This window comes from Gottfriedia luciferensis (assembly GCF_001712755.1).
Lineage (GTDB): Bacteria > Bacillota > Bacilli > Bacillales > Bacillaceae_G > Gottfriedia > Gottfriedia luciferensis_B.
This window is the reverse complement of record NZ_MDKC01000023.1, coordinates 84,694-96,847: the sequence shown is the minus strand read 5'-3', so window position 1 is coordinate 96,847 and position 12,154 is coordinate 84,694. Positions and strand designations below refer to the sequence as shown.

Annotated in this window: 10 protein-coding genes; 8 read left to right on the top strand and 2 right to left on the bottom strand. The window is 33.8% G+C overall.

From position 1 onward, the window contains the following. The first annotated feature begins 23 nt into the window (after window positions 1-23). Both gcvPA and gcvPB read left to right on the top strand, forming a co-directional pair. The gene (gcvPA, locus tag BED47_RS13600; RefSeq protein WP_069034109.1) at window positions 24-1,409 is read left to right on the top strand and encodes an aminomethyl-transferring glycine dehydrogenase subunit GcvPA; all 1,386 of its coding nucleotides are present in this window, start codon (window positions 24-26) and stop codon (window positions 1,407-1,409) included. Further along, the gene (gene gcvPB / locus BED47_RS13595; protein WP_069034108.1) at window positions 1,381-2,838 is read left to right on the top strand and encodes an aminomethyl-transferring glycine dehydrogenase subunit GcvPB; all 1,458 of its coding nucleotides are present in this window, start codon (window positions 1,381-1,383) and stop codon (window positions 2,836-2,838) included. The genes gcvPA and gcvPB overlap by 29 nt, the downstream gene beginning before the upstream one ends. Before the next feature lie 106 nt (window positions 2,839-2,944). Here the strand turns inward: gcvPB and BED47_RS13590 are convergent, their stop codons facing one another. After that, a complete protein-coding gene (locus tag BED47_RS13590; RefSeq protein WP_084006939.1) occupies window positions 2,945-4,501 on the bottom strand; it encodes a bifunctional metallophosphatase/5'-nucleotidase in 1,557 nt (518 codons plus the stop codon). Window positions 4,502-4,872: 371 nt separating this feature from the next. On the opposite strand from BED47_RS13590, the gene BED47_RS13585 reads away from it, so the two are divergent. The 6 genes from BED47_RS13585 to BED47_RS13560 all read left to right on the top strand — a co-directional run bounded on the left by BED47_RS13585 (window position 4,873) and on the right by BED47_RS13560 (window position 11,350). Further along, on the top strand, window positions 4,873-5,568 hold the full coding sequence (locus BED47_RS13585; protein ID WP_069034106.1) for a sialidase family protein: 696 nt from the start codon (window positions 4,873-4,875) through the stop codon (window positions 5,566-5,568). Between the two features lie 145 nt (window positions 5,569-5,713). After that, a complete protein-coding gene (locus BED47_RS13580) occupies window positions 5,714-6,418 on the top strand; it encodes a response regulator transcription factor (RefSeq protein WP_069034105.1) in 705 nt (234 codons plus the stop codon). Then, window positions 6,411-7,775 (top strand): sensor histidine kinase, encoded by a 1,365-nt coding sequence (locus BED47_RS13575; RefSeq protein WP_069034104.1) that lies wholly within the window; start codon window positions 6,411-6,413, stop codon window positions 7,773-7,775. Before BED47_RS13580 ends, BED47_RS13575 begins: the two co-directional genes overlap by 8 nt. A 439-nt stretch (window positions 7,776-8,214) precedes the next feature. Then, the gene (locus BED47_RS13570; protein WP_069034103.1) at window positions 8,215-9,576 is read left to right on the top strand and encodes an aspartate kinase; all 1,362 of its coding nucleotides are present in this window, start codon (window positions 8,215-8,217) and stop codon (window positions 9,574-9,576) included. Window positions 9,577-9,650: 74 nt separating this feature from the next. Then, complete coding sequence (locus BED47_RS13565) at window positions 9,651-10,151, top strand: Lrp/AsnC family transcriptional regulator (protein ID WP_175403500.1); 501 nt, start codon at window positions 9,651-9,653, stop codon at window positions 10,149-10,151. Then, window positions 10,148-11,350 carry an aminotransferase gene (locus BED47_RS13560; RefSeq protein WP_069034102.1) on the top strand — a complete coding sequence of 401 codons (1,203 nt, stop codon included), beginning with the start codon at window positions 10,148-10,150 and terminating at the stop codon, window positions 11,348-11,350. The genes BED47_RS13565 and BED47_RS13560 overlap by 4 nt, the downstream gene beginning before the upstream one ends. 45 nt (window positions 11,351-11,395) lie before the next feature. On the opposite strand, the gene BED47_RS13555 is transcribed toward BED47_RS13560, so the two are convergent. Next, window positions 11,396-12,151 (bottom strand): sirohydrochlorin chelatase, encoded by a 756-nt coding sequence (locus tag BED47_RS13555; RefSeq protein ID WP_069034101.1) that lies wholly within the window; start codon window positions 12,149-12,151, stop codon window positions 11,396-11,398. Between the last annotated feature and the right edge of the window lie 3 nt (window positions 12,152-12,154).

Below are 12,154 nucleotides of genomic sequence, written 5' to 3'. Positions count from 1 at the left end.
GGGGGAGAAAGGGGATTACCTTAATGCATCGTTATTTACCAATGACAGAGCAAGATCGTCAAGAGATGTTAAAAGTAGTAGGTGTTTCATCAGTTGATGAATTATTTAGTGATATTCCTGAAAAAGTTCGTTTTAATGGCTTATTAAACATTAAAAAGGCAAAATCTGAAACCGATTTAATTCAGGAGTTAAGCGAATTAGCAAAGAAAAACGCTAACTTAAGAGAGTATGTTTCTTTCTTAGGTGCTGGTGTTTATGATCATTATTTACCAACAGTTGTAGATCATGTTATTTCCCGTTCAGAGTTTTATACTGCTTATACACCATATCAACCTGAGATTTCTCAAGGTGAGCTTCAAGCAATCTTTGAATTCCAAACAATGATTTGTGAATTAACTGGTATGGATGTGGCAAACTCGTCAATGTATGACGGTGGTACTTCTTTAGCAGAGGCAACTACTTTAGCAGCAGGTCACAATGGTAAAAAACGTATTTTAGTTTCAAAAGGTGTTCATCCACAATCACGTGAAGTTATCTTATCTTATGCAAAAGGTCAACATTTAGAGGTAGTTGAAATTGGCATTAAAGATGGAAGAACTGATATCGAAGAATTAAAAAATGAAATGAATGACAATGTAGCATGTGTTGTTGTTCAATATCCTAACTTCTATGGACAAGTAGAAGAATTAGCTGAAATCGAACCAATTGCACATACTGGTAAAAGTTTATTCGTTGTTTCAAGTAACCCATTAGCATTAGCAGCTTTAACTCCTCCAGGTGAATTCGGAGCGGATATCGTTGCAGGTGATGCTCAAACATTTGGTATTCCAACTCAATTTGGTGGACCTCACTGTGGATACTTCGCTACAACATCTAAATTAATGCGTAAAATGCCAGGTCGTTTAGTAGGGCAAACTGTTGATGGAGAAGGTCGTCGTGGATTTGTATTAACACTTCAAGCTCGCGAGCAACATATCCGTCGTGATAAAGCGACTTCAAATATTTGTTCTAACCAAGCGCTTAATGCATTAGCAGCTTCTGTTGCAATGACAGCTCTTGGTAAAAATGGTGCTGTAGAGATGGCAATGCAGAACATTTCTCGTACTCAATATATGAAGAAAAAATTAATTGAAAACGGTATCTCGGTTGTATTTGAAGGTGCTGCATTCAACGAACTTGTAATTGATGTAAAACAAAATGTCTTTGAAATCAATAAACAATTATTTACTAAGAAAATTATCGGTGGTTATGACTTAGCAAAAGTTGAACCTACTATGGAAAATCATATGTTAATCGCAGTAACTGAATTACGTTCTAAACAACATATTGATACATTTGTAGAAGAATTAGCATTATTAGTAGACGGAAAGGGGATTCAACATGCTGAAGGATCAACCGTTAGTTTTTGAGATAAGTAAAGAAGGTCGTATTGCATATAGTCTTCCTACAATGGATGTAGAAGAAATTGATATTAATGAAGTTATCCCAAGTGCTTATATCCGTAAAGAAAAAGCGGAATTACCAGAGGTTTCTGAATTAGATTTAATGCGCCATTATACTGCGTTATCTAAACGTAATCATGGTTTAGATTCAGGGTTTTATCCACTTGGATCATGTACGATGAAATACAATCCAAAAATTAACGAAGCTGTAGCTCGTATTCCAGGTTTTGCGCATATTCATCCACTTCAAGATGAGTATACTGTTCAAGGTGCATTAGAATTAATGCATGAGCTTCAACAAGAATTAAAAGAAATTACTGGAATGGATGAAGTGACTTTACAACCAGCTGCAGGTGCACATGGTGAGTGGACTGGATTAATGATTATCCGTGCTTATCACGAAAGCCGTGGTGACTTCAACCGTACTAAAGTAATCGTACCTGACTCTGCTCATGGTACAAACCCAGCATCAGCAACTGTTGCAGGTTTCGAAACAATCACGGTTAAATCAAATGAAAAAGGCTTAGTTGACTTAGATGATTTACGTCGTGTTGTTGATGAAAATGTTGCAGCATTAATGCTTACAAACCCTAATACATTAGGTCTTTTCGAAGAAGATATTTATGAAATCTCTGAGATCATCCACGCTGCTGGTGGTAAAGTTTACTATGATGGAGCAAACTTAAATGCTGTATTAAGTAAAGCACGCCCAGGAGACATGGGATTTGACGTAGTTCACTTAAATCTTCATAAAACATTCACTGGTCCTCACGGTGGAGGTGGTCCTGGTTCTGGTCCTGTTGGAGTTAAAGCAGATTTAATTCCTTACTTACCAGCACCAATCGTTGAGAAGGTTGGAGATAAGTACGTATTAAATTCAGACCGTCCAGAAACAATTGGTCGTGTTAAACCTTTCTTCGGAAACTTTGGAATTAATGTAAGAGCATATACTTATATTCGTTCAATGGGTCCTGAAGGATTAAAACAAGTAACTGAAGATGCGGTATTAAACGCTAACTACATGATGCGTCGTTTAGAGCCTCATTTCGATCTACCATTCGATCGTCATTGTAAGCATGAGTTCGTTTTAAGTGGAAAACGTCAAAAGAAATTAGGTGTTCGTACTTTAGATATTGCTAAACGCCTATTAGACTTTGGCTACCACCCACCAACAATCTACTTCCCATTAAACGTGGAAGAGTGTATCATGATTGAACCAACTGAAACAGAATCGAAAGAAACTTTAGATGCGTTCATCGATGCAATGATTACAATTGCTAAAGAAGCTGAAGAAAATCCAGAAATCGTACAAGAGGCTCCACATACAACTGTTGTAAGTCGTCTTGACGAAACTTTAGCAGCTCGTAAACCTGTATTACGTTATATTAAAGCATAAATCAAAAAAGTTCCCTCATCGAAGGGAACTTTTTTTATGGCGTATTTCCGAATAGTTATATAGAATCTTAACAAAATGAAACCGAGTTTTTGGACCTTCTAAAAATCTATTTAATCCGATTAATCCGACCATCAAATGCCTGGACCAATGGTTGCTTTTGTTCCTTCACATAATCTTCAAATGCATCAAAGTCTGTTGGACCTTCTACTTTATTTATACCTGATAGAAATATAGAGAAATTGTCACCGCCATTTGCAAGATAGCTATTAGTAGTGACCGTATAACTAGTTTGTGGGTTAATCGGGGTACCATCTGTTCGCATGATCTTAATCACTTTTTGACCAGAATCTTTCGTGTTATCCCAAGTATATTTTAAACCTGATATTTGTAGTATCCGAACACTATCATGTTCCTGCCATTGCTGATTGAGAAGTTCCCGGATTTGTTCACCAGTTAGTGTCATTTTAACGAGTTTAATTTTAAATGGTTGAATCGTGAACAATTCGTCCAAAGTAACATCCCCTTTTGGAAGATCAGCACGTATCCCACTAAAGTTCATAAATGCGAAATCAGAGTTCATTGCAAGTCGTTGTGAATCTGCAATCATATTTCCTAAACTAGATTCTCCATTATGATTCTTCTTGCTTAAAATGTCATTTGCAGCTTTTCCAACAACTTTATTTACGATTGGGGCAATTTTAGATTCATAAGTTTGTATCATTTTCTTTATTTCAGGATCTGGTTTAATTTCATCTTGATAGACCATCTTTATACTTGCCTTTTTGTCTACAATATCTTTCGTATTAGGATCAATTGTTAACTGAATGTCGGAGAAAGATATTCCATAAGAGTAGGATTGAACAATCAGCTTTCCGTCTACTTCTTTGTTAAGGTAAGTATGGGTATGTCCAGAGATTATTACGTCAACTTCATCATCCATTTTTTTTGCCATTCTAACGATTTCACCTGTCGCATTTTCATTTGCTTTGGACTGATTTCCACCATTATGTGCCAGCACTACGATTGTTTTTACCCCTTGTTTTTTAAGTGTTTTTACTGAATTATTGATTGCTTTTACTTCATCAATAAACTTTACGCCATCTGTTTTATTTGGTGGTGCAATCTTTGGCGTATCTTTTATAACGACGCCGATAAATCCAATCGGTACGCCATTAATATTTTTTATACTGTATGGAGGCAGAATGGTCTTACCTGTATGATTGTCGATTACGTTGGCGCATAAATACGGGAAATTTGCCCCAGTAAAATAACCATTTTTTGAGTCATTACCTCCTTGAATCAATCTCATCATTTCATCCACACCACGATCGAATTCATGGTTTCCTAGAGTCCCATAGTCAAAACCCATCTTGTTTAATACTTCAATTGTAGGTTCATCCTTAAGAAATGAAGAAATCGGAGGACTTCCACCAACCATGTCACCTGCATGAACTAAAATAGTATTTTTGTTTTCCTTTTTCTTTTGATTTAAATATGCAGAAAGATATTCTGCCCCGCCAACATTCCTGCCGTTAAATTTTCGAGTCGTATCTAATTGTCCATGAAAATCATTAATGCCAAGTAATTGTACTTGAATGAAACGGTTCTTATCTTTCTTGGTGTTAAGAGGAATGTTTCTAGCAGCCGGTTTACTTGAAGCCATAAATACTCCTGCAGATAATGTAGTCGTAAGAACAAAAGCAAGAACTGCTTTTTTCAATGCGTTCCAATTCAATATATTCGCCCTCCTAATTTGCTAGTAGGTTACTTACTAAGCATAGGGAAGGATTGTTAAAGCTTCTTTACTTCAGTGTGAATTTTCAGTTAAATTTAAAAACAGATGATCAATCCACTCCCAAGGAAAATAAAAGTATTGAGCAGTGTATTAAAAGCAAGCTATAGACAATAGCTAGCAAAATATAAAAGCAAATTTAAGAAATATATAACCGTTAAAGGTTCGTTAAAGGTCTGTTTACTACTATTATTATTGTAAGTCAGCTGCTTACATAAATTTGAATTTAGGAGGAAATAAAAATGCAAGAAAAAATTTATAAGCTGTTAAATACAACAAAAAAGAAGGCAGTTGCAGCATCGGTTTGTGGCGCGTTAGTTCTATGTATTGGATCAGGCGCTGCATATGCTGCAAATAATGATGGATCCCAAACAAAACATAATCAAGTTTCTGTTACTCAACTAAGTGAGAAAATTAGAACTAAAATGTTAGTTAAAAATGAAAATGGTGTAATTAGTCACTCAATGGATGATGGAAAGACTTGGATTCCAGGTGCTCCTGAAAAAGGAAAAGTAATTCAAGATGTTGATGGAAAAAAATCATTTATTTTTCGTGATTCAAAAGCGACACCTTCTGGAGGTGTGATGGTAAAGAAAGAAGATGGAAAGCTTAAGTTCTCAAAAGACGGTGGAAAGACATGGAGTGAAAAAACTCCAGATAATTTTAAAATAGTAGAAAAAGACGATAAATCAGTTATGATGAAAGAAAAGTTGATTGTTAAAAAAGAAAATGGTATAGCTAAATTCTCAAAAGACGGTGGCAAAACATGGATTAATGGTGAGCCAGAATTGAAAAAACCGTTTATGACGAAAAAAGAAAATGGAAAAGTGAAGTTTTCTATAGATGGAGGTAAAACTTGGACTGAGAAAGCCCCTGATGGAGTAACAATTAAAAAAAATGAAGATGGTTCGATTATTGTCAAAAAAAAAATTGATTAATGAATAGCGACATCTAACTGAGACATAAACGATTTTAGTCACAGCAGAAAATACTTAGAGCATCTCTAACGAATGAGAAGTGTACAGCTCACTTGTTGGAGATGCTTCGGATAAAATGAATCCAAAGTAAAGAGGTTTGTTTATTATGAGAATATTAATGGTTGAAGATGAAATTTATATTGCTGAAGCGATAGCACAAGTATTAAGGAAGAATCACTATAGTGTTGATTTAGCCAGTGATGGTGAGTTTGGACTAGATTGTGGACTTTCAAATATATATGACATTATTATTCTTGATATCATGCTACCAAAAATAGATGGCATCGAAGTTTTAATTGAATTACGAAATAATGGCATCAAGACTCCTGTCATTTTGTTGACAGCTAAGGGGGATATTACTGATAAAATACGAGGTTTAGACAGCGGTGCAGATGATTATTTAGCTAAACCATTCCATACGGATGAACTATTAGCTCGACTAAGAGCATTAGGGCGACGAAAAACAGAATTAATAAGAGATGGTATTCTTACATATGAAGATATTTCGCTTAATCAAAAGATGTTAGTTTTATGCTGTGGAGATTATGAAGTTAAGTTGACTTTAAAAGAATTTCAACTATTGGAAATGCTTATTAACCGAAAAGATGCAATTAGTTCAAAAGAAACAATTATCGAGAAGCTATGGGGTTACGACACAGACACAGATGACCGTCATGTTGAGGTACAAGTATCACTTTTACGAAAAAAACTAAGACAAGTTGAATCAAGTGTTTCCATTGGAACGGTTCGAGGTGCAGGTTATTTTTTGAAAACTGGTAAAGCTGGTAAAGCTGGGGAAAAATATGTTTAAGAAACTTCGAAATAAATTTCTCCTTATTAATATGTCGGTTATTTCATTAGTAATGGTTGTGGCTTTTACAATCATCTATATAATGACTTACAACAATATTCAAAATGAAAATAAAAAAAAGCTAGATGCACAGACTGAAAAACTAATTACGATTCAAAGAGAGATAAAAAATAAAGAAATAGGTTCTGAGTTGAAAAATAATAATGATATAAAAGGTAAGGTCGAAACAAAGAAAGAAATAACGAATATAATTGGTAAAGGTGGAATTGTAACACAAAAAATTTCTCTTGGAGATTCAGTGTCTTTTAGTGTAGAAGTCGATTCAACTGGAAATGTTATTGAAGGTCACTCATTTATTTCAATGCCTACGGAGACATTTAAAAAAGCTACAGAAATTGCTTTGGAAAATAAAAAAAACTTTTCAACTTTCACTTTGGATGGGAAAAAGTGGCAGTATGTAATCAAACCAGCAGAAATGATTGTTAATCAAATGAATGAACAACCACAAATTATTAATAAAGTGACTTTAATAAATTTTCTAGATGTTACCGAGTCTCATAAAGCATTATTTAAACTTCTAACAACATTAATAAGTGTTGGGCTAATCACGCTTTTTGTTATTTATTTTATTAGTCGTTATTTTGCAAATCGAGCAATTGAACCTATTGCTGAAGCTTGGAAAAAGCAAAATCAGTTTGTAACAGATGCATCACATGAATTAAAGACACCTTTAGCTATTATTAATGCGAATTATGATGTGCTTATGGCACATAAGGAAGAAACAATTGAAAATCAGCAAAAATGGTTCAATCATATAAAAGTTGGCTCCGATCGTATGACAAAACTAATAAATAGCCTATTAACTTTAACTAAAATGGAAGAAGCAATTGATGAAATTAATCTAAAGCATTTTGATCTCAGTAAGGAACTACATGAAGTAATGATATCAATGGAAACGGTATTGAAGGAAAAGAAAATTATATTAAAGCATTCCATTGAAACGAATCTTATGATAGAAAGTGATCCAGACAAAATTAAGCAGTTAATGATTATATTATTTGATAATGCAATTAAATATACGAATGAACATGGACAGATTGAAGTAACACTTACTAAATTAAAACGGCAAGTGAAGTTTGCTATTAAAAATAGTGGCAATGGTATTCCTGCCAAAGATTTGCCAAAAGTATTTGATCGATTCTACCGTTCTGATCCATCAAGAGCAAAAAAAACGGAAGGCTATGGACTTGGTTTATCAATCGCTCAGTCAATAACAAATCGTTTAGGTGGGACGATATCAGTATCAAGTATAGAAAACGAGTATACAAATTTCATTGTATTACTAGATTTATCATAAAAAGCTCCTTATTTACTAAAATAGGGAGATTTCTTATGATTATCGCTATTTTTTGTTCGTATTCTTTTTTATTAATTATTAAATATTTTTAATATTATTTTTAATTGCATTTTTATACAATAATTAAAATTGATCAACAGTAATACAAAAGTAGAACAGGATGGACAAAAGGGTAATAATGTCTTTAATATACCTTTACCCTTGCTTTCCTTATTACCTGCATTTAATTCCTTACTTTTATAAGCCTAAACTCCTTAAATAATCTACGGCCATTCTTTTCAGTGGAATGAATAAATACCCACAACTTTATCAAATTCGTTTTGTAACATACTAAAATTCCCCAAAAAACTTAATAAATGGTGTTGATTTTTTCTCACATAAGGAGGATAATTGTAACATTATTTTTAACTGAAAATTAACTAAATTAGGGGTAATAAAAATGAAAATCGTAAAATTTGGTGGGTCTTCATTAGCCACTTCGGAACAAATTGAAAAAGTATTTCAGATTGTTACATCAGATGTTGAACGTAAAATTATCGTTGTATCTGCACCAGGTAAAAGATTTCCAGATGATATCAAAGTTACCGATTTACTAATTAGTTGCGCACAACTTTCTCTACAGGGAAAGGATTATTCGAAGGAATTCAATCAAATTATTCAAAGGTATTCTGAAATTGCCAATGGATTAGGTTTATCTGAGGATATTACGAATGAAATTTCACTAGGTATCGAACTTTCTTTAAGTAGTAAAAAGGATCACCCTGCAAGATATATGGATGCTGTTATGGCATGTGGGGAAGATAATTGTGCCAGATTAGTAGCGTCATATTTTCAGTTAAAAGAACTTGAGGCAAGTTATATTAATCCAAAAGAAGCAGGTTTGTTTGTTACAAATGAACCAGGACATGCTCAAGTTTTAGCGAAAAGCTATGAGAAGTTATTTGAATTGAGAAAAAAATCTGGGATTCTTATTTTCCCAGGATTTTTTGGCTATTCAGAAGAAGGACATATCGTTACATTTTCTCGCAGTGGCTCAGATATTACTGGTTCTGTTGTTGCCAACGGAGTAAAAGCTACTTTATATGAAAACTTTACTGATGTTGATGCAGTTTTTTCTGTAAATCCTGCGATTATTCATAATCCAAAGGAAATAAAAGAATTAACTTATCGAGAAATGAGGGAGTTATCTTATGCAGGCTTTAACGTATTTCATGACGAAGCATTGATCCCTGCCTTTCAAGCTGGAATTCCAGTAAACATTAAAAATACGAATAATCCAACTGCTCCTGGTTCACGAATTGTTAAGGAACGTACGTTATCAAACGGTCCTTTAATTGGGATTGCGAGTGATAATGGATTTTGTAGTATTTATATAAGCAAGTATTTAATGAACCGAGAAATAGGATTTGGGCGTAAATTATTGCAAATACTTGAGGAGAATCAGATTTCATATGAGCATCAGCCAAGTGGAATCGACGATATCTCAATTATTATTCGCCAAAATCAATTACCAGTTGAATTAGAATGCCAAATTATTAATCGGATTCATGATGAATTAGATGCAGACCATGTGGTCGTTGAAAGAGATCTTGCCTTGATCATGTTAGTAGGCGAGGGGATGCGTCATAATGTTGGTACTACTGCAAGAGCGAGTAAAGCATTAGCAAATGCGGGAATAAATATTGAAATGATAAACCAAGGTTCTTCAGAAGTAAGTATGATGTTTGGAGTAAAATCATTCGATGAGAAAAAAGCAGTGCAAGTTATTTATGAAGAATTCTTCTCAAAAAGTGTCATCTAAGTAAATTACTAAAATATAGATGAAAAGATTGAACATCTAACGTAATTCCAGAAAATGGAATACATAAGGAGTATATGAATATGACAGAAAAAGAAATACAATTACTTCAGTGTATTGAACAAAACGGACGCTTAAGTAATGACGTAATAGCAAAAATGATTGGAGCTACAGAAGAAGAGGTAGCTGATATTTTAACAAAATTTGAAAACGATCGTATTATTCTTCAATACATTACGCTTATTGATTGGGGGAAAGTCCCAGTTCAAGAAAGTATAACGGCTATGATTGATGTAAAAGTAGCTCCAAAACGTGGGGTAGGCTTTGATGAGATTGCTGAAAAAATCTATTTATACCCAGAAGTTAAATCAGTTTATTTAATGTCAGGAACATATGACTTATCAGTTGTAGTTGAAGGAAAAACAATGACATCAATTGCTTCATTTGTATCCCAAAAACTATCGACTTTAGAATCTATTTTATCAACGACTACCCATTTTATTTTAAAACGTTATAAACATGATAGTATTGTATATGGTCAAAAACAAAGTGATAAGCGTATGGTGATCACGCCATGAGTAAATTTAACTTATCAAATACAGTAACTACATTACAACCATCAGGGATTCGAAAGTTTTTTGATTTAGCAGCTAGTATGGATAATGTCATTTCACTTGGGGTAGGTGAACCTGATTTTGTCACGCCTTGGAACGTGAGAGAAGCAAGTATCTATTCTTTAGAAACAGGACATACAGCATATACTTCAAATGCTGGACTGCTAGAATTACGTCAAGAAGTAAGTCGTTATTTTGCTAAGAAATTTGATGTGCATTATAGTCCAGAAGACGAATTAATTATAACTGTAGGGGCAAGTCAAGGGATTGATATTGCTTTAAGAACAATTTTAAATCCAGGGGACGAAGTAATCGTTATCGATCCATGCTTTGTTTCATATGCTCCTTTAGTTTCACTAGCAGGTGGTGTTCCAGTTCATTTATCAACGACAGGAGAAGAAGAGTTTAAAATCAATCTTCAAGCGTTGAAAAAGAAACTTACACCGAAAACAAAGGCGATCTTACTTTGTAATCCTAATAATCCAACTGGTACTCTACTAGAAAAAGAATTATTAGAGGATTTAGCCGTATTTGTTAAAAAACATAATTTAATTGTCATTTCTGATGAAATTTATGCTGAGCTTGTTTATGATGGTGAATATACAAGCTTTGCTAACATCGAAGGAATGCGAGATCATACAATTTTAATTTCTGGATTTTCTAAAACATTTGCAATGACGGGCTGGAGACTTGGAATTGTTGCAGCACCTTCGGACATTATTTCCCATATGCTTAAAGTTCATCAATATGCAATTATGTGTGCACCAACAATGTCACAGCATGCTGCAGTTGAAGCACTTCGAAATGGAGATCATGATGTAGAAGCAATGCGACGCAGTTATATGCAACGTCGTAATTTCCTTGTGCAATCTCTTCAGGAAATTGGATTATCATGTCATCTTCCAGGTGGAGCTTTTTATGTATTCCCATCAATACAGAATACTGGCTTAACATCAGAGGAGTTCGCTGAACAATTATTATTAAAAGAGAGAGTAGCGGTCGTCCCGGGAAATGTTTTTGGAGATTGTGGTGAAGGGTATATTCGATGTTCTTATGCAACTTCATTAAATCATTTAATTGAAGCTAGCAAAAGGATTAATCGATTCTTACAGACTCTTCCAACTTACGAACCAACAAATTTTATTAAAGTTGAAAGTAAATAAACGAAAAATAAAGCTCTTGTTTTCCATTTGAGGAAACAAGAGCTTTTATTTTATTGCAGTAACTAATTCCTTTGTTTGAGCTTCAAATATTCTTTCAGTAAAAATTGATGCAATTAAGTCATCATACCCTAATGTTTCACATAATATCCAGTTACTTTGCATTTCTAGAGGTAACGATTTTATTCTATCTTTTAATTCATTCATAAGAGTTCCTGAAAAAAATAAATACGGAATGATTATTACTTGATGATTTTTTTCAGTCAATAGTTGATTCCAAGCTTCGTGAATCGACGGCTTTGAAACTGCCATAAAAGCGGGGAGAACAGGATGCTGTAAATTTGCTTCAAGATGTTTAACGATTGAATTGAAATCATCTATCGTTAATGGATCACTACTTCCTCGTCCAACTAGTAGTATTTTAGTTGGCTTGATTAAATGCTTTACCTTTTCATTAATTCGCTTTTGGATTAATTCAATCATGTTTTTGTGAATACCGATAGGAGCGGCAATTTTTATTTTTATATGTGGATATTCCTTTTGAAATTTATCGATTTCAAGAGGAATATCCACTTTGGCATGATTTGCAGAAAGAAGTAAAACCGGCAATACTGTTACCGATTTTGCTCCTTTACGTAAACAATTCTCTAATCCTACTGAAATTGATGGTTCTGCGAGTTCAATAAAACTAATTTCTTGAATAGGGCAATCGATTTGTTTTTGTACTTTTTTAACAAATTGTATGGCTGAATGGACAGCCGATTTTACACGGCTTCCATGACAAACATATAAGATTGCATCCATTCT

Coding starts and splice junctions, on each gene's coding strand:
- gcvPA (WP_069034109.1), top strand. CDS start 24: ATGCATCGTTATTTACCAATGACAGAGCAAGATCGTCAAGAGATGTTA.
- gcvPB (WP_069034108.1), top strand. CDS start 1,381: ATGCTGAAGGATCAACCGTTAGTTTTTGAGATAAGTAAAGAAGGTCGT.
- BED47_RS13590 (WP_084006939.1), bottom strand. CDS start 4,501: ATGGCTTCAAGTAAACCGGCTGCTAGAAACATTCCTCTTAACACCAAG.
- BED47_RS13585 (WP_069034106.1), top strand. CDS start 4,873: ATGCAAGAAAAAATTTATAAGCTGTTAAATACAACAAAAAAGAAGGCA.
- BED47_RS13580 (WP_069034105.1), top strand. CDS start 5,714: ATGAGAATATTAATGGTTGAAGATGAAATTTATATTGCTGAAGCGATA.
- BED47_RS13575 (WP_069034104.1), top strand. CDS start 6,411: ATGTTTAAGAAACTTCGAAATAAATTTCTCCTTATTAATATGTCGGTT.
- BED47_RS13570 (WP_069034103.1), top strand. CDS start 8,215: ATGAAAATCGTAAAATTTGGTGGGTCTTCATTAGCCACTTCGGAACAA.
- BED47_RS13565 (WP_175403500.1), top strand. CDS start 9,651: ATGAATATGACAGAAAAAGAAATACAATTACTTCAGTGTATTGAACAA.
- BED47_RS13560 (WP_069034102.1), top strand. CDS start 10,148: ATGAGTAAATTTAACTTATCAAATACAGTAACTACATTACAACCATCA.
- BED47_RS13555 (WP_069034101.1), bottom strand. CDS start 12,151: ATGGATGCAATCTTATATGTTTGTCATGGAAGCCGTGTAAAATCGGCT.